Source organism: Acinetobacter pittii (genome assembly GCF_034064985.1).
Taxonomy (GTDB): Bacteria; Pseudomonadota; Gammaproteobacteria; order Pseudomonadales; family Moraxellaceae; genus Acinetobacter; species Acinetobacter pittii_H.
Genome location: NZ_CP139249.1, coordinates 1,973,893 through 1,995,509 on the forward strand (window position 1 = coordinate 1,973,893; position 21,617 = coordinate 1,995,509).

Sequence of the window (21,617 nt, forward strand, 5' to 3'; positions counted from 1 at the left end):
GGATAAAGCGTTGCTTTACTTATCCTCTTCCACTCGAGCATAGCTCTCGCCTTGCGCTCGTACAAAGCGTTGCTTTGCTTAACCTCGCTCAGGTTTGACCATCCACTCGCGGCCCTTGAGCATGCCTTGCCAGTAAATCGGCGGTAAAATTTGCTCTTTAAGTAGCCATGCCAAACGAGATGGTTTTTGTCCATCAATCACCCATTTTGGAAAACTTGGAAGTAATTTGCCGCCGTAGCCAAACTCAGCCAGAACGATTTTTCCACGCTCTACTGTGAGTGGACATGAGCCATAGCCGTTGTATTCACAGAAGTTTTGCTCACCTTTGAGCTGGGCTATAACATTAACCGCAACGATCGGAGCTTGTGCCCGTGCCGCAGCAGCAGTTTTGGCATTAGGTGCATTCATCACATCGCCTAAAGCAAAAATATTGGCATGTTGTATGTGTTGTAGGGTTTGTGGATTAACACTCACCCAGCCTGCTTCATCAGTAAGAGTACTTGCACGAATAAAATCAGGTGCTTGTTGCGGTGGAACAACATGCAACATATCGAAATCTGTTTCGACCATTGCTGCATTTTCATCATTCACTACTTTGAACCATGCTTTCTTTGCAGGCCCGTCTACTTTGACAAGTTGATGGTTAAAATGAAGTTCAGTGCCATATTTTTCAACGTATTGCATTAGTGCAGGTACATATTCCTTCACACCAAATAAAACAGCACCAGTGTTATAAAAATGGATAGAGATATCTTTAAGTTTGCCTTGCTTTAACCAGTAGTCGGCTGAAAGGTACATCGCTTTTTGAGGAGCACCCGCACATTTAATCGGCATAGGCGGCTGGGTAAAGATTGCTTTTCCACCGTTTAGCTGTTGCACCAGTTCCCATGTATACGGCGCCAAGTCATAACGATAGTTAGACGTCACCCCATTTTTCCCTAAGGTTTCGACTAAACCTTCAATGCCATGCCAATTTAGTTTTAAACCAGGACAGACGACTAAGGCTTTATATTGAATCGGTTGGCATCCTTCCAAAATAATCTGATTATGCTGAGGGTCGAATCCAGCAACAGCAACTTTCATCCATTTCACTTTTGAAGGAATCACACTTGCCATTGAGCGTGCGGTTACTTGGGGTTTAAAGATACCACCACCGACCATAGTCCAGCCCGGTTGATAATAATGGGTGTCTGCCGGATCAATAATGACAATATCTAAATGAGGTTCACGACATAAAAGACTAGACGCTACAGAAATTCCTGCTGCTCCAGCGCCCACAATCACAACGCTATAACAAGGAATTGTCGCTGGTTCATGATCACGTTTTAAAATACGAGACACCAAACCTTTCAAATTAAACCCAAGCTTATTACCCGCTTCTACTAACAGCGCTGCATCTTTTGGAGCAACTTCAGCCAAAGCCCACAAACTGATTGCACGCATACCAGAGCGACAATATGCTAAAACGGGCTTCTGAGCATTCTGATAAAGCTGCTTAAAGTCGGTAACTTGTTGATCGGTAATTTTGCCACTGATAACGGGCTGGTAGATTACGTTTAGGCCATGTCGCTGAGCTGCTTCTTCAATTTCAATCACATTGGGTTGATCTGCACCTTCTCCATCTGGACGGTTACATATCAGAGTTTTTATTCCTTGGTCTGCAATTTTCGCGATATCGTCGGCAGTAATCTGGCCAGCAACATAAAAATCTTGATTAACTCGTTTAAGTTCCATATTGCCACCTTATAATTGTGAAATTGAGCCGCAAGCCTGATTAGCAGGAAGTGCTTTATCGATTTGTTTTGGATATGGCAGATTTAAGTTATTCATTAATTCAATAAAATCTTCACGCGAGCGATTCTGACCTAGACGTGAATTATTTAAGCGTTCATAACCAATTGTTGAAGACAGACGACCTTTATAATCGTGTCCCGGATACACAATAGTCTCGTCAGGCAGGCTAAAAAGTTGTTTATGAATACTGTCATAAAGTGTACCTGCATTACCTTGCTGGAAGTCAGTTCGACCGCAGCCGTCAATTAATAATGCATCACCAGTGAAAACCATATTTCCTACCAAATAACTCGTACAAGCATTGGTATGACCTGGTGTGTAACGCGCTTCAATACTGAGGTTGCCAACTTTAAGCATGCAACCATCAGTAATTAAAATATCTCCGCAACTTACTTCTGAGTTTCGGTGTAAAACCGATTTGCAATGAAAACGTTCACGAAGTAAATTTGCAGCGGTAATATGGTCTGCATGAACATGAGTATCTAAGGTATAGATGAGTGTAAATTGATGCTGCTCTAATTCTTTTGCATAAATCTCTATATCTGATGCGACTGGATCAATTAAAATAGCCTCTCGTGTTTCTTCACATCCAAGCATATATGTATAAGTCGAACTTTCTTTTTCAAAAAACTGCTTAAAGAACATGATTTATACCCTAATAATTTATTTCTTTCCTATATTTTGCAAATAAGATGCCAATTATTTAAAATTAAATAATAAATATAAAAATCAAAAATTTAAAACAATAAGTAAACCTAAACTTAGAAAATGAACTCAGCTTGATGTTCCTATGAAACTCAAGTATGTTTCAATGAAACGATTGTGAAACATAGATAATGGCAAAGTTAAATTTTGAGTTAGAACAGGATTTTTATATTTTATTTGAGCAGCTTAAAGCTCTATTCCCAAATGCGATTCTGTTTTTAGCGGACACATCTACTCAAACAATTCACTATAAATTTAATACAGACGATATTTCTGTAGAGAACATGGCAGCGCTTACTCAAGACCATCACAATCAATATCTCGAAATCAATACTCCTAAAATGAGAAAGCGATTTATCTATCAGGAAAATGATATTTACATCGCAGAGCATCGTGTTATCGGGAAATTGTATATTCTACAGCCCGTTAGCATAGAGAATGATATTGGTGATCAAGTAGAACTCACAGAACAATTGCAAGACTTGGCTAAGGTTTTTAATAGTTGTTCACCAGAAATGTCCCGTATGTTTTCAATCATTCAAAGGGTGGCAATTACTGAGTTTCCAGTGCTTGTTCGCGGTGAATCTGGTAGCGGTAAAGAACTTGTGGCACAAGCAATTCATGATTATAGCCAACGTAAAAATAAGATTTTTGTAGCGATTAACTGTGCAGCTTTAAATTCTAATATTTTAGAAAGTGAACTCTTTGGGCATGTGAAAGGTGCTTTTACGGGAGCAATTCGTGACCATAAAGGCGTGTTTGAACGTGCCGCTGGTGGAACGCTGTTTCTGGATGAAATTGCCGAGATTCCTTTAGAGCTTCAAGCTAAATTATTACGGGTGTTAGAAACAGGTGAATTTACTCCTGTAGGTGGTGAAAAACCAATTCAGGCCAATGTCCGAATTATTACAGCAACACATAAAGCTTTACGCGAAGAGGCTAAGGCTGGGCGTTTCCGTCATGATCTACTCTACCGTTTGCGTGTCATTCCGATTTTTATACCGCCACTCAGAGAGCGAAAAGTCGATATTCCACTGATTGTCGACCAGATTTTAAAAGAGAGTTCCACCCAACTCGACACAATGCCTCGCCATGTTAATCAAAAAGCCATGCAAGTTTTATTGAACTATGATTGGCCAGGAAATGTTCGTGAGTTAAAAAACACCCTGCTTTATGCTTTAACCATGGCAAATGGTAAAGATGAAATTGAAGTCGAAGACTTACCAAATGAACTATTAAATGCAGAGGATTACGTTAAATTACCCGAGACAAATACAGAGCTTAGTCCAGAAAATGTGCAAGCCGCTTTAGAAAAATATAACCATAACTTGAATATGGTCGCGAATATTTTTGGAATTAGCCGCACTACTCTTTGGAGATACAGACAAAAGCATAAGCTTTAGCTAGGTATTTAGCTCATCTAAGGCGTATCATATTGCACTTGGTTAGGTTCGTTAGTTCAAAGGCTTTATATGATTGTCCGTGATAAAAGCAATGTATTTAAATTATTATTTGCTTGGAAAGGAACAATTTTACCTAAGGTCTTGCCAGCACTGAGTTTTGTTGTCTTTATTTCAGCATGTGTGGTCTGGCTCTCTTATTATCATTGGATTCAAATTCCTACCGTACCCGCGATTGGATTTACAATATTTGGTGTGATTCTTTCGATTTGTACTGGTTTTAGAAATAACGCGTGTTATGACCGTTGGTGGGAAGGCCGGAAACTTTGGGGGGCTTTAATTGCCAATGCCAGACATATTGTTAGAGATAGCCATGTTTTATCTAATGAACAACGTGAACATTTAATTCATCAGGTCTTAATTTTTAGTAACTTGTTGCGTGATCGACTGCGTCAACAAACAGTCGAACCCACCAAATTTCTTGAGCATGCTTATTTAAATAACTCTTCACTTAATTATTTAAATGAGCATATTAATGCACCGCAGTTTGTACTCGAAAATATTCAAAAAGATTTAGTTAAAGTACTAAAAGATGGTGAAATTAGTGACATTATCTATAGCACGCTAAATCGACATATTGTTGAGCTAGGCAATATTCAAGCGGGTTGTGACCGAATTGCCGGTACGCCTTTACCCTACTCATATTCAGTGCTTTTACATCGTGCTGTTTACTGTTTTTGTTTCATATTACCTTTTAGCCTTGAAGCAGCTTTAGGTATTTGGACACCGCTTATTGTCGGCTTAATCGCTTATATGTTTTTAGGTTTAGATGCGTTAAGTGCTCAAATTGAAGAACCTTTTGGTTTGCAAGAAAATGATTTACCGCTCGATTCTATTGTACGTTTAATTGAACGGGAGTCTCTAAGCTCTTTAGGGCAGCCATTACCACCCATTATTGAAGCCCAAGACAACAATTTACTTTAATAAAAAAGAGCGAACCATCGCTCTTTTTTATAGGCTTAAGTGTCTATTTATGGATGTACAATAATCTTAACGGCTGACTCATTGTTATGAATTAAGGTTTCAAAACCTTGTGAAATCAAATCATCAAGTTGAATGCGCTGCGTAATAAAAGGTTCCAGATTTATTTTACCTTCTTCGACCAGTTTAATAGTCTCCTGATGGTCATTTACATAGGCAATTGTACCGCGTACATCAAGCTCTTTCATTACCACACTATGCACATTAATTGATGCTGGATGGCTCCAAATCGAAACAATAACTATGACGCCTGTTGGTTTCACTGCCGCAACCAAAGTATCTAATACCTTGTTAACGCTACTACATTCAAACGCGACATCGACACCCTCTCCATTAGTAACTTTCATGACCTCAGAAACAACATCAACTTCTGACGGGTCTAAAATATAATCTGCAACTCCCGACTCTTTGGCTTTTTCTTTACGTTTGGCACTTAGTTCGGTAATGATGACCTTAAGACCTTTCGCTTTTAAAATTGCCGAAAGCAATAAACCAATTGGCCCCGCACCGCCAACCAGTGCAATATCACCAGCCTTTGCACCACTACGTACGAAAGCATGATGACCCACCGATAACGGTTCAATTAAGGCTGCCTGATCTAGCGGAATTTTATTGGAAATTGGATGCACCCAACGGCGTTTAACTGCAATTTTTTCCGATAAACCACCACCACGACCGCCTAAACCAATGAAGTTCATATTTTTAGAAAGATGGTAATTATCACCCGGTCCAGTCGGCACATCATCGGCCACAATATAAGGCTCTACGACGACATGCTGACCAATTTCAATATCATCAACACCTTCACCTACGGCATAAACCACACCTGAAAATTCATGTCCCATGGTAATCGGTGCAGATTCACCTGAAATAGGATGCGGATGTCCACACGGTGGAATAAAAATTGGCCCTTCCATAAATTCGTGCAAATCTGTACCACAGATTCCACACCAAGCTACCTTAATGCCTACAGTGCCGGGAGTGACTTCTGGTTCAGGGATATCTTCAATACGAATATCACCTCTGTCATAAAAACGCGCTGCTTTCATTATTATCTCCCTCAAATCAGGATGTTGTTTTAGCGATAGACAATTCCGCCGTCCGTTAAAATGGATTGACCCGTAATATAGTCTGAATCTTCACTTGCCAGAAAAGCAACTAATGCGGCTACATCGTCTGGTGTTTGGGCTCTACCTAAAGCAATGCCTTCCACATATTTTTTATAAGTTTCACCAATTGCAGCACCGGTAATTTCAGCAAAACGTTTATCGATTTCAACCCACATATCCGTTCCGACAATTCCGGGGCAATATCCATTTACCGTAATACCGTGACTGGCATATTCTTTTGCCGCAGCTTGGGTAAGTGCTCGTACCGCAAATTTGGTTGCCGAGTAAATACCGAGTAAAGCAAACCCATCGTGGCCTGCAATTGAGCAAGCATTAATGATTTTACCTTTATGTTCGTGTTGTTTAAATTTTGCAGCAGCAGCCTGTATTCCCCACAGTACTCCACCAATATTAATATCAACAATTTTTTGGAATTCATCAGGTGTGATATCAGCAATCGCTTGAACTTGTGCAATTCCAGCATTATTAATCATGACATCAAACCCACCAAGAGTCTCTTCTGCATGATTTATAGCAGCATACACTTGCTCGCGGTCACTTACATCAGCAATAAATGTGCTAGCATTTACACCTAAAGCCTGAATTTCCTGCTGCACATCGTTCAGTCGATCTTGTTTCATATCAACTAATGCAATATGTGCTCCTTCTTGCGCCAAGCGCAGGGCAATCCCACGGCCAATACCTTGAGCTGCCCCAGTCACTAAAACGACTTTATTTTTTAATCCCTTAACCATGTTCAACTCCTGTAAATGTAGAATTTCTACATATGAATCGCTCGTTGCATTGAAGCCAAAATGGATTCATGCATGGCTTCTGATAATGTTGGATGTGGGAAAATCGCTTGAGCTAAACTTTCATCAGTTGCTTCTAGATATTTGGCAATCGCAAAGCCTTGGATATGTTCAGTCACTTCATGACCCACCATATGTGCACCAAGTAATTCACCCGTTTCTGCATGTATCACCGTTTTAACGAAACCTGACGCATCTCCAATTGCCAAAGCTTTACCATTTGCAGTTAAAGAAAACTTACCAATACGTATAGGTAGATTTTTAGCTTTTGCTGCATTTTCCGTTAAACCAATACTCGCCACTTGTGGATGTGTAAAAATACAACCCGGTATCTGGCTACGGTCGAGTGAATGGACGTTTGCCACACCAGCGATCTTCTCGACACATATCATGGCTTCATGGCTTGCTTTATGAGCGAGACAAGGCACTCCAGCAACATCACCAATTGCATAAAGCCCTGCTACGTTGGTTTTACAATAGTCATCAATTGCCACAAAACCTTGTGGGTTGAGTTCTACACCTAAACGTTCTACTCCTAGTCCCGTGGTATTCGGCTGTACACCAATTGCCGAAAGTACACGGTCAAAAACAAGCGTTTGAACATCATTTGCCGTTTCAACCACACAGTGGACTTGCTCATTTTCAATCTGAATACTTTGAACGACAGCATCGGTTAAGACTTTCATACCTTTTTGTTCAAATTGTTTTCTGACAAATTGGGCAACCTCTGCATCTTCAGTAGGTAAAATCTGCTTGGCTAAATCAATAAGCGTGACCTGACACCCCAAGTCTTGATAAAGACTAGCAAACTCACTACCAATTGCACCTGAGCCCACAACCAGTAAGCTTTTTGGTAACTGCTCTGGAACAAGTGCTTCTTTATAGCTCCAGACATATGTTCCATCGACAGGAAGTTGAGGAACATGTCGAGCTTTAGCTCCAGTTGCCAAAATGATGTGTGGCGCACTCAAAGCCTGACTGTTACCTTGAGCATCGGTCACTTCAAGTTTTTCTTTAGCCGTAAGTTGAGCACGGCCATTAAACACTGTTACTTGATTCTTTTTAAGTAAGTAATCGATGCCTTGTACCAGCTGTGCTGAAACTTGTCGGCTATGCTGCACAAGCTTTTGAATATCAAAATCGAGTTGAGATACTTGAAAACCAAACTGTCCAGCATGTTTAAACTGAGTTGCAAGCTCTGCGCCTGCAAGCAAAGCTTTAGTTGGAATACAGCCCCAATTTAGACAAATTCCGCCTAAATGTTGCTCTTCTACAATTGCGGCTTTTAACCCGAGCTGGGCTGCACGAATTGCAGCCACATACCCACCCGGTCCCGCGCCAATCACAATTAAATCAAATTGAGCTTCTGACATGCGGGTTCTCCTACACCAAAATTAAAGCAGGGTTTTCAACAAACTGCTTAAAGCTGGCCAAGAATTTCGCCCCAACTGCGCCATCAATGACTCGGTGATCGCATGACAACGTCGCTGTGACAATCTCACGAACCACTACATTGCCATTTTCAACAACAGCACGTGATTCAGAAGCACCTAATGCCATAATTGCACCTTGCGGTGGGTTGATAATGGCATCGAACTGTTTAATGCCTAACATTCCTAAATTTGAAATGCTAAAGCTGCCCCCCTGAAACTCATCAGGTTGTAACTTGCCAGTCTTAGCACGCGTTGCCAAATCACGCATGTCATCGGAAATTTGTGCTAAAGACTTCTGATTTGCTGCTTTTACAATGGGTGTAATTAAACCGTTTGGAATCGCTACGGCCACCGAAATATCCGCTTGAGAGAACTGTAAAATTGATTGAGTCGCCTCATCAAATTGAACATTCACTTCAGGTACTTTAATCAGTGCCGCCGCCGCTGCCTTAATTAGCATGTCATTAATAGAAAGTTTCACTTGTGGAACAGTCTCATTAATCTGCTTACGTAGTTTTTGCAAAGCTTCTACGTTGAGATCGACCACTAAGCGGAAATGCGGTGCGTTACGTTTTGCAGCCTGTAACCGTGAAGCAATCGCTTTACGCATCCCATTCATCGCCACCGTCGTAACGGTTGATTGTGGTTGAGCTGCACATTGCACAGGTTGTTCATTTAATGGCGTTGGGTTATTACGATAGTAAACTGCCTCAACATCTTCTTTACAGACACGGCCACGAGTACCTGAAACACGGCAGTCATTTAGGTTAATGCCCCATTGTTTTGCTAAACGGCGTGCTACAGGCGTCGCTAAAATTTGGCTATCATCAGCTGTAGATTTAACCACTTTAGTTTGAGTTTGCTGCTTAACATCAGGCCACTGACCACCAGCAGCCTGTACAGTCTTCTGGATGTCTTGAACACTAATACGTCCTTCACGACCAGAACCTGTGACTTTTGCCAAGTTTACATTGTGCTTTTCTGCAAGCTTCAAGGCATGCGGTGTTGCAAACAAATCATCAGATGTTTGATAACCTTGTAATGACTCGGGTACAGCATAGTCACCTTTAGCGACCTTTGCAGGAGCTGAAGCACTAGCTGCTACAGTCTGTGGCTGTTCTGCTTTCTCAGCAATAGGTGCAGATGTTTCCGCTTTACTTTGTTCCGAAGGTGCTTGAGCTGCTGAACCACCTAATGATGCGATAAACTTTTCAATTTCTGCATCAGAAACTTCACTATCAGCACATACGGCAATAAGACCACCAACAGGTAAAGTATCACCATCTTTCGCTAAAATTTTACGGAGCGTTCCAGCAAAAGGCGCTTCTAACACATTGACGATTTTTGTGGTTTCAATTTCACAAATTTCATCGCCCTTATTAAAGCTATCACCCTCTTTAATCAACCATTGGGCGATCGTGCCTTCTTCCATGGATAATCCCCATTTCGGGATCTCCAGCGTTTTAATTTCGCTCATCCTAAGCCTCCAATGTTTTTCGCACAGCTTGCTCAATACGCTCTACACTTGGAATCCATTCTTTTTCTAAAACTGGAGAGAATGGAACAGGCGTATGTGGTGGCGTTACGAGTTCAACAGGTGCTTTCAAATAGTGGAAACCTTTTTGGGCGATCAGTGCAGCAACATCATGACCAAAGCCACAGCGTGCCGCTGATTCATCCACAATAACTACACGCCCAGTCGATGCAACAGACTCTAAAATTCCTTCCTCATCCAGAGGTGAAATTGTGCGAGGGTCGACCACTTCAACCGAAATACCATCTTTTGCCAATTTGTCTGCCACTTCATTAGCACGATGTACCATCAAGCCTAAAGCAATAATGGTCACGTCTGTCCCTTCACGGGTGTAATTTGCTACACCAAAAGGAATGGTATAGGCATCATCTGGAACTTCGCCTTTAATGTCATAGAGCATTTTATGCTCACAGAACACCACAGGGTCGTCATCACGAATGGCCTGAATTAATAGCCCTTTCACATCATATGGGCTAGATGGAACCACAACTTTTAAGCCCGGAACCGCGGCAAATACGTTATATGGTGACTGAGAATGCTGAGCTGCCGCAGAAAAACCTGCGCCAATCATGCCACGTACAACCATTGGCGCTTTTGCTTTTCCGCCAAACATATAACGGAATTTAGCGGCTTGGTTATAAAGCATGTCATGACACACGCCATAGAAATCCATAAACATTAAATCAGCAACAGGACGTAAACCTGTTGCAGCCGCACCGGCGGCCATACCGATAATTGCAGACTCGGTAATTGGTGTATCAATCACACGTTCTGAACCAAACTCCGTCCATAAACCTTTGGTTACACCAAGTACCCCACCGAAGCCTTCAAGCTCGTTCTCTTCGGTATTTTTACCGCCGTGCCCACCACGAACATCTTCACCAACAACAAATACGGTTGGATCACGACGCATTTCTGATTCAATGGCTTCTTTAATTGCATTACGAAAACTTTTATTTGGCATCTTTACTATTCCTTTAGTAAGAGACATAGACGTCAGTAAGGAGTTGTTCTGGTTTTGGATAAGCCGCAGCACGAGCTTTAGCAACGGCATCATCAACATTTGCCTTAGAAGCTGCATCAATCTCGTCTAGTTTGGCTTCATCAATTTTGCCTTTGACTTTTTCGCGGAAAATTTTCAAAGGATCTTTATTTTCTTTGATGAACTCGACTTCTTCTTTAGAACGAATCAAGCCAGGGTCACCTTCGAAGTGGCCATAAAAACGGTTTGTAATGGTTTCAATAACACTCGGACCTTCACCACGACGTGCACGTTCAATGGCAGTTTGAGCGGCTTCATAGACGGCAAAGAAATCGGTACCATCAACTTTAACTGCAGGTAAACCAAAACCTGCGGCACGACCAGCAATGTCTTTGCTTCCTACTGCGTAATCATGCCCTGTTCCTTCACCAAAGCCGTTATTTTCGAAAACGAAAATTACTGGAAGTTTAAGTACAACAGCCATATTCATCGCTTCAAAAGTAAGGCCTTGGTTTGAGCCACCGTCACCTGTAAAAGACAGTCCGACCCCACCAGTCTTTAAGGTTTTCGCTGTCAACGCCGCACCAATTGCTAAAGGAGGTCCACCACCCACAATCCCGTTGGCACCGAGCATACCTTTATCTAAATCGGCAATATGCATAGAACCGCCTTTTCCACGGCATAGCCCGTCATCTTTACCGAAAATTTCCAGCATCATGGCGTGAATGTCACAACCTTTTGCAATACAGTGTCCATGTCCACGGTGTGTTGAAGTGATATAGTCTTTGTCGGTTAAATTTTCGCAAATCCCGACTGCTACAGCTTCTTCACCACTGTATAAGTGAATAAAGCCAGGAATATCACCATTGGTATTTTCTTCGTGAAGTCGATCCTCAAATTCACGAATATCGCGCATGCGTTTATATGCTGCGAGTAATTGCTCTTCCGTTAATTGCATATCCTTTTCCTTTATTATCTTGATTATTAAAAATCAACCAAGTTTCAGCGAGAGTTATATATTTCGCTATAAATAATAAAGCTCAATTTAATTTAATATGCTATTAGACTAAAAAGTTTTAAATGGTTTTTATGGATATTATTTTTTATTTTTCAAAAACTTGTATAGCAAAAATAAAATTAAAAAATTTTAATACATTTCATTGGCTTGTGAAACAAACCTTTAACCAACCTTTATTAATTTATAATATTAGCTGTGTACTACGCTCATTAATAAACTCTATGTCCTTTATTTAAATTATAAGGATTTTTATTATATAGAGTCTAGTTAAATATTATTTAATATAAAATGGAATTTTATATATGGACTTAAAAAGGCAAATAGAAACTGGTATTAAATTAAGAGGAGCGGATAAAGTTGCTCGCATTCCGATTAAAATTTTACCTACAGAAGAGTTACCGACTAAACCTGACTGGATTCGAGCAAAAATAAATGATTTCGAAGAAATTCAACGTATCAAAAATTTGCTACGCCAACAGAAGTTACACAGTGTTTGCGAAGAAGCGGCGTGTCCAAATTTACCGGAATGTTTTGGTGGAGGTACGGCAACATTTATGATTATGGGCGATATTTGTACTCGTCGCTGCCCATTTTGTGATGTCGCTCATGGTCGCCCAAAACCGCTAGATGAAGATGAACCTAAGCATTTGGCAGAAACAGTCGCAAATCTAAACTTAAAGTATGTCGTGATTACCTCTGTAGACCGCGACGATCTACATGATGGCGGTGCTGCACATTTTGTAAAGTGTATTGAAGAAATTAGAAAACATTGTCCAGAAACATTGATTGAGATTTTAGTACCAGATTTTCGCGGTCGTTTAGAGACAGCGCTTTCAACTCTAAGCTTATCTCCTCCAGATGTGTTTAACCATAATATTGAGACGGTTCCTCGTTTATATAAAGCGATGCGCCCCGGTTCAGATTATCAACATTCGCTTGAGTTACTTAAACGCTTTAAAGCATATTGTCCCGATATCAAAACCAAGTCTGGCCTGATGGTTGGATTAGGAGAAATAGAGGCTGAAGTGCTTGCCCTACTCAACGATTTAAAAGACTATCAAGTCGATCTTATCACGATTGGTCAATATCTTCAGCCTTCAAAATCACATGCACCTATTCATCGGTTTGTAAATTTACAAGAATTTGAACGATATACCCGACACGGTAAGCGATTAGGTTTTAAAAATATCTGGAGTGCACCTATGGTTCGTTCTAGCTATTTTGCTGATCGACAATATTTCGGAGAAGAAGTGCCAAAGCCTTTCAGCCGACAAGATGTCTTATCTTAATGGTTAAGCAATTAACAAAACTTATCCAATAGGATAATGGTCAAGACTTATAAAATTATTTAAGGTAAGGAGATAATTAGGAAATAGTCACAATAAGAAAGTTATAACAGTTGAGCGGCTACGGATACGCCATTTCAATGATAAAGGAATTTCGATATGGATATGTCAGAACAATTATCATCGCCTTTGATAGACACTACTCCGTCCTTATTTCGGCCGGAAACCTCATCTCATTCTAAACAATTAGGAAAAAAACCATCACTTGACCTTGAAGCAGCGCCTTTATTTGATCTGGGTGAGGAATGGGAACATTCATTATTTGGTCGTTCAATCCAAGAGTGTCATAGAAATTTGATGCACATTGCTGAAGATGCAGATATGGCCATTGGGGTGACTGACCCTCATGGCACACTACTGTGGACATGGAGTAGTACACCTATGCGTTCATCTGCCGAACAAGTCCATTTTGTTGAAGGTGGACAATGGTCAACCCAAGCGGTTGGTCAAAATGCAATTGGTCTTGCCCTAAATACACATTCTGCAAGCTGTGTTTATTCACATGAAAACCAGATGAATAGTGTTAGAGACTGGGTATGTTATGCAGCCCCGATCACCGATGCAAATACAGGCCAGTTTTATGGCATTATGAACTTATCAACTAAATATCAAAAGCATAACTCACTTGGAATTTTAGCTGTTGAACGCTGTGCCGATATTGTAAAACAAGCCATTCAACTTCATCAAAAAAACATTTTATATATTAAGGCGCTAGGCACACCTAAAGTTCAATATAACCAACATGGTTTAACACTCACGCAACGCCAAATCGAAATTTTATGTATTCTTTCTTTATGCCCGGAAGGCATAAACCTAGAAGAGCTTCACTATGCCTTATATGGCGACCGGCCAGTAAGTACCACTACACTAAAAGCCGAGCTTTCACAGCTTCGAAACCTGATTCCCGATGTTATCGAGTCAAGACCATATAGACTTAACTGTGAAATTCAATGTGACTTTCTCATGGCTGAGCAAGCATTAAACTTAGGTTTTACTGCAACCACTTTAACACTGTATAGAGGTAGTTTTTTAGCTAAGTCAGAAAGTCCATTTTTGTGTGCTTGGAGAGATTGCTTTGATGCCCGCTTGAGTCATGTGATTTATCAAATTGAAGATATTGATCAATTATTGCGAGTAGTCAGTCGTGTACCAGACCGTGTAGATGCTGTGGAGCGTCTACTAGAATTATTACCCGAAGAAACACCTTATCGAACAAAACTCTTAAAGTTGCTCGAATAAAATAAAAGGGAGAATATCCATGATATTCTCCCTTTTTAAGGCTAGATCAAGCAGAGGCTTGAAGCTGTACCCTATAGCAGTCGTCCAAAGCTAATTCATAATACCGCAGCCCTTCTTCCGCAGCATGAAATGCTTTTTGCTGCCAGTCAGGACGCTCATTACATAAGCGCTTAATCAACTCCATAGCTTCATATGGATGAAGATCATCGTAATGTGCATGCGCGCGTAACCAAGCTAAAGAACGTTTATCAATCGTAACTTCAGGATGATCTGTATAAGTATGAATCCCTTTATACACCTGAATTGACCAATCTCCGGTTGCCCATTCAATCGCCAAATTTGTTGCCGCCAGACATTCTGCTAAATTGCCTCGATGACTCATATTCCATAGAAAATGGTTTACAGCATTCATAGCAGCTGGTGGTCGTACATGATCAAGTTCTTCAACTGTTAAGCCAAAACCTCCAGCCCAATCGCGATACCATTTTAAGTGTCGCTCTTCTACCTTAATATTTTGAATTAACCAATCTCGCGCTTCAGTAACTCCCGGTTCAGAAAATCCAGTCGCTTTCCCCAATGCTCCAGCCATATATGACGGGAAATGGGCGACTAATGGATAAAAATTAAGTAGAGCATAACGGAAACTATCTAGGCTCAATCCCCCATTGGCCATTTCCGTAAAGAACGGATGTTTACTCACCCGTTCTTTGGCTGGTAACAGGTCGTCCCAGAACCGTTGTGACCATTCATTATGCGGTGTAATTTCTAAATTCATTCCATATTGATTTAGAGCAGTCATTGCTAATTTTCCTATTTATATGACAGCAATCATCTGTATTTCACGCTATAAGTCTATCCGAAAATGATAAAGATACAATCGTTAATCGACTATTTGTAACTTTTTTCGATGGATTGGAGAACTTTAGATAATTATTAGGCTAATCATTGAAATGTCGTGATTTTTATCACATTTAACATAGATAAAAATCATTACTTTTTTAAAAAATCTGTATTATTATTTTGAATAAACCACACATTATATAATCAATATTTTTAGATGGAACTTTACTTAAAATAAGTCTCATTTTATGACAACTTCCAATATAGAGAGCATTAATTATGAAGTTGCAGGGTTCCAATATATTGGGACAGGAACAAATAGATTTATTAACCACGCGAGGTTTAAATTTCGTATGGTTTCCAAAGCAGCTTGAAACGATTTATCGTTTTCAATACCAAAACGGTGCTGCCTATGAGTTCCGCTATAGAGCGCCTATTATTTTAATATTATATATATTTTTAAGCTTTGGTATATATCAAGTTTTACCAACTGAACAAGTTTTACCCTGGTTTAGTTATTATTCTTGGGTCGGTGTAATTATTTTTATTGCTTGGATTTTATCGTTTATTAAAAAATTAAATCAGTATTTTGATTATTATGTAGGAATTGGCTCAGCTTTAGCGGTAGCAATTACTTTTATTTTAATTAACGTTATTGAAAATGGACAAGAAAATGTTCTTTTTCATGCAGCAATGATGTATGCAATCGTCATTATTTATGGTGCTGTTGGTATGCGCTTCTATACCGCCATATTTGCTGGATGGATAGGAGGGCTAGCTGGAATTTTAGTAAGTAACTACTTAAATGGAGTAATCGACTGGACTTTTCTGAACCGTACTTACACCTTCAGTAGTTTTTTAGGAATGACTCTCGCCTATGCAACTGACCGTCAGCACCGTGAAAACTATTTACAAAACTGTATGATCGAGCTGAACCGTATTGAGCTTATGCAACAAGCACAACAACTCTCTTTACTTTCGCAGCAAGATGCACTTACAGGTTTAGCCAATCGACGTTATCTGGACGAAACTCTTGATAATGAATGGCGACGTGCATTACGACATGAAACACCACTCACCATTATGATGGTCGATATCGACTATTTTAAAGCTTACAATGACACACTAGGACATATAAAAGGTGATGAATGTTTAAAAGAAATCGCAGTTGCTATTTCTTCTATTGCAGCCCGTAGTGGTGACTTAGTTGCTCGTTATGGTGGCGAAGAGTTCTTACTATTATTCCCAATGACAAACTCTCAGCAAGCTTTAATACAGGTCGAGCGTTTGATGAATGCAATTAGCAAGATTGCGATTAAGCATCCATGTAGTGATGTTTCACCCTATGTCACGATTAGCGTAGGAGTCGCAACCACAATTCCACGTCTAAACGATTCTATTTCTGCTTTTGTGGCACGAGCTGATCATGCATTATATAAAGCAAAAACTAATGGACGTAATCAATATAAGATTGCTGTAAACGAAGAACAAATTGTAGATTTAACTTAAAAAGGCAAATAACTATTGAGGATAACTTTTAGCTAGTGATTATATTATTTGTTTTTGATACTACTCTTTTGAATTAAAATAATAAAAGATTCCTCCATTTAGCTTTTCCATCCGTGGTAAAGCTAAAATATAATATAGATTTAATATATACTAAATATTTTTCTTTAGTTCTTAATATTAAATTAAAAAATCGTTCAGTTAAGATTAATACCTACCTACTCTAACCTAAAAATTCCAGTTCAACAGAATTCTCCTTTTAACTTCTTCCAAATTTTATTTATAAAATAGAGCAATAAGTTTTGCTCAATCCTTGGAGGTGTTGCCTGAACAACTTCATTTGAAAAGGGCAATATCGAGACAATATTCTCATGTATTGTTTCATAGTTCGGATAAGCTTCTTTTTTAATAATCTCTATAATTTTTTGTATTTCATCTACAGATAAGTTCAAGAATTTTTTAATTTCTTGGACTGTCTTTGATTCAATAGATAATAAAGCACAAACTCTAGTTACATTAACAATCTGCTCTGCATGAATATTTTTAAAGTTTGGATAACAAACAAGTTTATATAGAATTTTTGTCTCAAACGGATCTGTAGCGGTTATATTTTCTATTCGTTCTTGATAAGATTTTTTAAAATATTCATTATTTTCAATTTCTAATAAAATTTTTAATAGTTCTTGATACCTTAAGGGTCTCTTTAGACCATATTGATAACCTTTTAAAAGCTCAGGATTATTACTTAATACAATTTTAATTTTTTTAGGAATAAGAATATTGGTATAGCCACTGTCTAAATCAATAATATATATATCTGGATTATCATCACTATATATCCAATTTTCAGATAGCTGAGAGGATAAAGATAAGTCATGAATAACTTTTATCATTGCCTGTAAGTTTTTAGGCAATAGTTTATCCTTTGACATACAGCCAATTCTATATGTGCATTGATTCATTGATATTTCCCCAATTTCAATGATGACTTTGAAAATTATTTGTTTAAAGTAATAAAATTTAAATATGTAATAAACTTATATAAAACTAATTTTAATAAAATTAGTTTTAAGATATAAATATCTTGTGCAAGTATAAAAATTAATAAGATTTTAATTTTTTACTTAAGCAGATAAATATATTCAGAAATAAATCGCGGGTATTATATTTATATAGAGATTATAAGACAAGGAAATAATTTAAAATTTAATAGAGCCGAATGTGATAAAAAATTAAAGCCCCCAAGTTTAAGTTAAATATGGGGGCTTAATTTACTACAGTCAAAATTATGACTATGGTTCAATTGGTGCAAACGGTGGAACAACATCTGCATTTTGTGCACGATGGCGTAGGAAGTGATCCATTAGGACAATAGCCAACATTGCTTCTGCAATTGGAGTTGCTCGTACACCTACACATGGGTCATGACGACCTTTAGTTAAAACATCAGTATCTTCACGGCTTAAATTAATCGTTTTACCTGGTGTTGTAATACTTGCAGTAGGTTTTAATGCAATGGCAACTCGAATCGTCTGACCACTCGAAATACCACCTAAAATACCACCTGCATGGTTCGCTAAGAAGCCATTACTCGTCAACTCATCACGTGTTTCATGACCAAACTGCCCAGCAACTGCGAAACCATCCCCGATTTCAACACCTTTAACCGCATTAATGCTCATCATGGCATGAGCAATGTCAGCATCTAGACGGTCAAAAACAGGTTCACCCCAGCCTACAGGAACTTTTTCAGCTAAAATTTCTAGCTTAGCCCCGCAGCTTGTACCTTGTTCACGTAAAGATGTAACCAATGCTTCAAAACGAGGAACAGCATCTACATCGCCACAGAAAAATGGGTTATTTGGAACTTCATTCCAATCCAGTTTTTCAGCAACTTCATTACCAATTTGTGTGACATGGCCACGAATCAAAACACCGAGCTTTTCTGCTAAATATTTTTTAGCAATAGCACCCGCTGCAACACGCATAGCAGTTTCACGAGCACTAGATCGTCCACCACCGCGGTAATCACGGAAACCATACTTTTGTGTATAGGTGTAGTCCGCATGACCGGGTCTAAAGGTTTGCGCAATATTTCCATAATCTTTCGATTTTTGGTCAGTATTACGAATGAGTAAACCAATTGGCGTACCAGTAGTTTTGCCCTCAAACACACCAGAAATAATTTCAACCTGATCAGGTTCTTTACGCTGAGTCGCAAATTTTGATGTACCCGGCTTACGGCGGTCCAGATCTTTTTGTAGATCGTCTTCGGTTAACTCAAGACCAGGTGGCACACCATCAACAATTGCCATTAAGCCAACGCCATGAGACTCGCCACATGTCGTTACACGAAAGAGTTGTCCAATACTGTTCCCTGCCATATGTACAACTCCTTATGCTTGTTGCTGTTCAAATAGTTTTCTATAACGACGACATTGTTCTGCAGTTAAAGCAAAAATGCCAGAACCACCTTTTTGGAAAGTAAGCCAGTTGAAATCAATCGTATTAAAGTTTTGGCGCATAGCCCATTCAGAGTTACCCACTTCAATGACAATTAAACCATCTTCAGTTAAATAATCTGCCGCTTGAGCAAGCATTTTACGCACGAGGTTTAAACCATCTTGACCTGCTGCCAATGCAAGCTCAGGTTCGTGTAAAAACTCTTCCGGTAAGTCAGCCATATCTTCGGCATCAACGTACGGAGGATTACTTACAATTAAATCGTACTGGTTTTCAGCTGGAATTTTGGCAAATAAATCAGATTCAAGTAATGCAACTTGATATTGCTTATTGTGATGTTCAACATTAATCGAAGCTACTTCTAAGGCTTCTTTAGAAATGTCTGTTGCATCCACTTCAGCATCTGGATAAGCATAAGCCAAAGCTACAGCAATACAACCAGAACCTGTACACATATCTAAAATACGCTGTGGAGTTTTAGGTTTAGCATTTTCTGGCAGGTTGTTAAGTGCTTCACGCATTTGACCATTTTCATCTAAGCAATATGGTGCAAAACGTTGCTCAATTAACTCTGCAATTGGTGAACGTGGAATAAGTACACGCTCATCCACATAAAATGGCTTATTAAAGAAGTAAGCTAAATTTAATAAATAGGAAGTCGGAATACGGTCATTAATACGACGCTCTAACAAACTTAAGAATTCTGCTTTTTCACTTGGTAATAACTTGGCATCTAAAATCTCTGCATCTGCTGACCATTCAAGAGATAAGGTTTGTAAAACTAATGCAGAACTTTCTGCAAAATAATCTTCAGTACCTTGTCCTAAATGTGCATCATGTTGACGTAATGCTGATACCCCAAAACGAATGAAATCTCGAATTGTTGATAAATTTTCAGCCGCTTCCTGTAAATGTTCAGGGCTAATCGTCGGTCGCTCCACTTAGGCGTCTCCAAAGGCAAATTTTGCAAAGTGACTATTCTACTGAGTGAGACAAAGCAACGCAACGCTTTGCCTTGTGAACCAGTGTTTTACACACCCATCTCTAACAATCACAGCTTAAAATTAGAATACTTTGTTTTAATTAAGAAATAATGAACTTTATAAGTAGCTTTAGATGTAGTCTTTGAAACAAAAAAGCGGCCCTTAAATACTGACCGCTTTTGGAGATTAGTCGGCTTAAAGCTTAAGCTTTTCGGCAACATAATCAGAGTCTTTATCTCCACGGCCCGATAAATTCACCACAATCATGGTTTCTTTCGACAGCTTTGGAGCTTCACGTATTGCCCATGCGACAGCATGTGAGCTTTCAAGCGCAGGAACAATGCCTTCAACACGAGAAAGTGTCATAAAAGCATCTAAACATTCTTGGTCAGTTGCAGTGCTATATTCCACACGGCCTAAATCCTTTAAAAAACTATGCTGTGGCCCAACACCAGGATAGTCCAATCCTGAAGCAATAGAATGCACAGGTAAAGGTTCACCAGCTTCATTTTCAAGCACGTAACACGCCATACCATGAATTTGACTTGGCTTACCTAAAGTTAGCGTTGCCGAATGCATGTGAGTTTCTAAACCATGTCCTGCTGGTTCAACCCCAACCAATTTTACATCCGAATCATTTAGAAATGCTGTAAAGGCACCGATTGCATTTGAACCGCCACCAACACATGCGACAACATAATCTGGGTTTTTACCAAAACGATGATGCGTCTGCTCTTTAATTTCATTACCAATAATCGATTGAAAATCTCGAACCATTTTTGGAAATGGATGTGGTCCAACCACAGAACCAATTGCATAAATAAAGTTTTTAGGGTCTTTTAAATATTCTTCAAACGCGCTATCTACAGCATCTTTTAAGGTTGCTGTACCACGTGTTACTGAAACTAAATGAGCACCCAAAATTTTCATTTTGACCACATTAGGGTGTTCTTTTTCAATATCGACTTGTCCTATATGAATTTCACATGGAATACCAACTAAAGCACAAGCCGTGGCTAAAGCAACGCCATGCTGTCCAGCACCAGTCTCGGCAATAACTTTCTTTTTGCCCATATATTTGGCAAGTAGAGCCTCAGCTAAACAATGATTAATTTTATGGGCACCCGTATGATTTAAGTCTTCACGTTTTAAATAAATTTGTGCACCGCCTAACTGCTCAGAAAGACGTTTTGCGTGAAATAAAGGACTTGGACGACCTACATAATTTGAAAAGAGGTCCGATAATTCATTTTGAAATTCTGGCGTATGTCGAATTTCTTCATAAGCAACATTAATTTCATCCATTGCTTCTTTTAAATGTGGAGGAATAAATTGACCTCCATACTCACCAAAAAATCCTTGTTCATTTGGTAAAGCAATACCATTAATTTGATGTTGCATATCATCCCTCT

18 protein-coding genes are annotated in these 21,617 nt (G+C 39.3%); 5 read left to right on the forward strand and 13 right to left on the reverse strand.

What is annotated here, in order from left to right:
- Nucleotides 1–78: 78 nt before the first annotated feature.
- The gene (locus SOI76_RS09370; RefSeq protein WP_104079607.1) at nucleotides 79–1,734 is read right to left on the reverse strand and encodes a bifunctional protein tyrosine phosphatase family protein/NAD(P)/FAD-dependent oxidoreductase; all 1,656 of its coding nucleotides are present in this window, start codon (nucleotides 1,732–1,734) and stop codon (nucleotides 79–81) included.
- Between the two features lie 9 nt (nucleotides 1,735–1,743).
- The gene (locus SOI76_RS09380; RefSeq protein WP_104079606.1) at nucleotides 1,744–2,439 is read right to left on the reverse strand and encodes an MBL fold metallo-hydrolase; all 696 of its coding nucleotides are present in this window, start codon (nucleotides 2,437–2,439) and stop codon (nucleotides 1,744–1,746) included.
- 191 nt (nucleotides 2,440–2,630) lie between these two features.
- Between SOI76_RS09380 and ntrC the strand changes: the two genes are divergently transcribed.
- Both ntrC and SOI76_RS09390 read left to right on the forward strand, forming a co-directional pair.
- Nucleotides 2,631–3,902 carry a sigma-54 interaction domain-containing protein gene (ntrC, locus tag SOI76_RS09385; RefSeq protein WP_104079605.1) on the forward strand — a complete coding sequence of 424 codons (1,272 nt, stop codon included), beginning with the start codon at nucleotides 2,631–2,633 and terminating at the stop codon, nucleotides 3,900–3,902.
- Nucleotides 3,903–3,971: 69 nt separating this feature from the next.
- A complete protein-coding gene (locus SOI76_RS09390) occupies nucleotides 3,972–4,883 on the forward strand; it encodes a bestrophin family protein (RefSeq protein WP_104079604.1) in 912 nt (303 codons plus the stop codon).
- A gap of 47 nt (nucleotides 4,884–4,930) precedes the next feature.
- On the opposite strand, the gene SOI76_RS09395 is transcribed toward SOI76_RS09390, so the two are convergent.
- Genes SOI76_RS09395 through acoA form a run of 6 tightly spaced genes read right to left on the reverse strand, consistent with a single transcriptional unit; the run spans nucleotide 4,931 to nucleotide 11,768 of the window.
- A complete protein-coding gene (locus tag SOI76_RS09395) occupies nucleotides 4,931–5,989 on the reverse strand; it encodes a 2,3-butanediol dehydrogenase (RefSeq protein ID WP_104079603.1) in 1,059 nt (352 codons plus the stop codon).
- Between the two features lie 29 nt (nucleotides 5,990–6,018).
- Nucleotides 6,019–6,804, reverse strand: coding sequence for an acetoin reductase (gene budC, locus SOI76_RS09400; RefSeq protein ID WP_104079602.1), 786 nt, complete (start codon nucleotides 6,802–6,804; stop codon nucleotides 6,019–6,021).
- Between the two features lie 26 nt (nucleotides 6,805–6,830).
- Complete coding sequence (gene lpdA, locus SOI76_RS09405) at nucleotides 6,831–8,234, reverse strand: dihydrolipoyl dehydrogenase (RefSeq protein WP_104079601.1); 1,404 nt, start codon at nucleotides 8,232–8,234, stop codon at nucleotides 6,831–6,833.
- 10 nt (nucleotides 8,235–8,244) lie between these two features.
- Nucleotides 8,245–9,771: a 2-oxo acid dehydrogenase subunit E2 gene (gene acoC / locus SOI76_RS09410; protein ID WP_001289738.1), complete on the reverse strand. Its 1,527-nt coding sequence runs from the start codon at nucleotides 9,769–9,771 to the stop codon at nucleotides 8,245–8,247.
- Between the two features lies 1 nt (nucleotide 9,772).
- Nucleotides 9,773–10,792 (reverse strand): alpha-ketoacid dehydrogenase subunit beta, encoded by a 1,020-nt coding sequence (gene acoB / locus SOI76_RS09415; RefSeq protein WP_001133051.1) that lies wholly within the window; start codon nucleotides 10,790–10,792, stop codon nucleotides 9,773–9,775.
- Nucleotides 10,793–10,805: 13 nt separating this feature from the next.
- A complete protein-coding gene (gene acoA / locus SOI76_RS09420) occupies nucleotides 10,806–11,768 on the reverse strand; it encodes a thiamine pyrophosphate-dependent dehydrogenase E1 component subunit alpha (RefSeq protein WP_001177517.1) in 963 nt (320 codons plus the stop codon).
- Nucleotides 11,769–12,130: 362 nt separating this feature from the next.
- Between acoA and lipA the strand changes: the two genes are divergently transcribed.
- Together lipA and SOI76_RS09430 are read left to right on the forward strand one after the other, a co-directional pair.
- A complete protein-coding gene (gene lipA / locus SOI76_RS09425; protein WP_104079600.1) occupies nucleotides 12,131–13,117 on the forward strand; it encodes a lipoyl synthase in 987 nt (328 codons plus the stop codon).
- 156 nt (nucleotides 13,118–13,273) lie between these two features.
- Nucleotides 13,274–14,413: a transcriptional regulator gene (locus SOI76_RS09430; protein WP_104079599.1), complete on the forward strand. Its 1,140-nt coding sequence runs from the start codon at nucleotides 13,274–13,276 to the stop codon at nucleotides 14,411–14,413.
- Nucleotides 14,414–14,459: 46 nt separating this feature from the next.
- Here SOI76_RS09430 and SOI76_RS09435 read toward each other — a convergent pair whose 3' ends face one another.
- Nucleotides 14,460–15,212, reverse strand: a complete 753-nt coding sequence (locus SOI76_RS09435; protein ID WP_032054982.1) for a TenA family transcriptional regulator — start codon at nucleotides 15,210–15,212, stop codon at nucleotides 14,460–14,462.
- 320 nt (nucleotides 15,213–15,532) lie between these two features.
- Between SOI76_RS09435 and SOI76_RS09440 the strand changes: the two genes are divergently transcribed.
- The gene (locus tag SOI76_RS09440) at nucleotides 15,533–16,762 is read left to right on the forward strand and encodes a GGDEF domain-containing protein (RefSeq protein WP_104079598.1); all 1,230 of its coding nucleotides are present in this window, start codon (nucleotides 15,533–15,535) and stop codon (nucleotides 16,760–16,762) included.
- Nucleotides 16,763–17,001: 239 nt separating this feature from the next.
- Here SOI76_RS09440 and SOI76_RS09445 read toward each other — a convergent pair whose 3' ends face one another.
- From SOI76_RS09445 to trpB, 4 genes are all read right to left on the reverse strand, one after another.
- On the reverse strand, nucleotides 17,002–17,721 hold the full coding sequence (locus SOI76_RS09445; protein WP_104079597.1) for a hypothetical protein: 720 nt from the start codon (nucleotides 17,719–17,721) through the stop codon (nucleotides 17,002–17,004).
- A 330-nt stretch (nucleotides 17,722–18,051) separates the two neighbouring features.
- Complete coding sequence (gene aroC / locus SOI76_RS09450) at nucleotides 18,052–19,143, reverse strand: chorismate synthase (RefSeq protein WP_104079596.1); 1,092 nt, start codon at nucleotides 19,141–19,143, stop codon at nucleotides 18,052–18,054.
- Nucleotides 19,144–19,155: 12 nt separating this feature from the next.
- On the reverse strand, nucleotides 19,156–20,163 hold the full coding sequence (gene prmB, locus SOI76_RS09455) for a 50S ribosomal protein L3 N(5)-glutamine methyltransferase (RefSeq protein ID WP_104079595.1): 1,008 nt from the start codon (nucleotides 20,161–20,163) through the stop codon (nucleotides 19,156–19,158).
- A 237-nt stretch (nucleotides 20,164–20,400) separates the two neighbouring features.
- Entirely contained in the window at nucleotides 20,401–21,606 is a 1,206-nt protein-coding gene (gene trpB, locus SOI76_RS09460) for a tryptophan synthase subunit beta (RefSeq protein WP_104079594.1), read from the reverse strand.
- Between the last annotated feature and the right edge of the window lie 11 nt (nucleotides 21,607–21,617).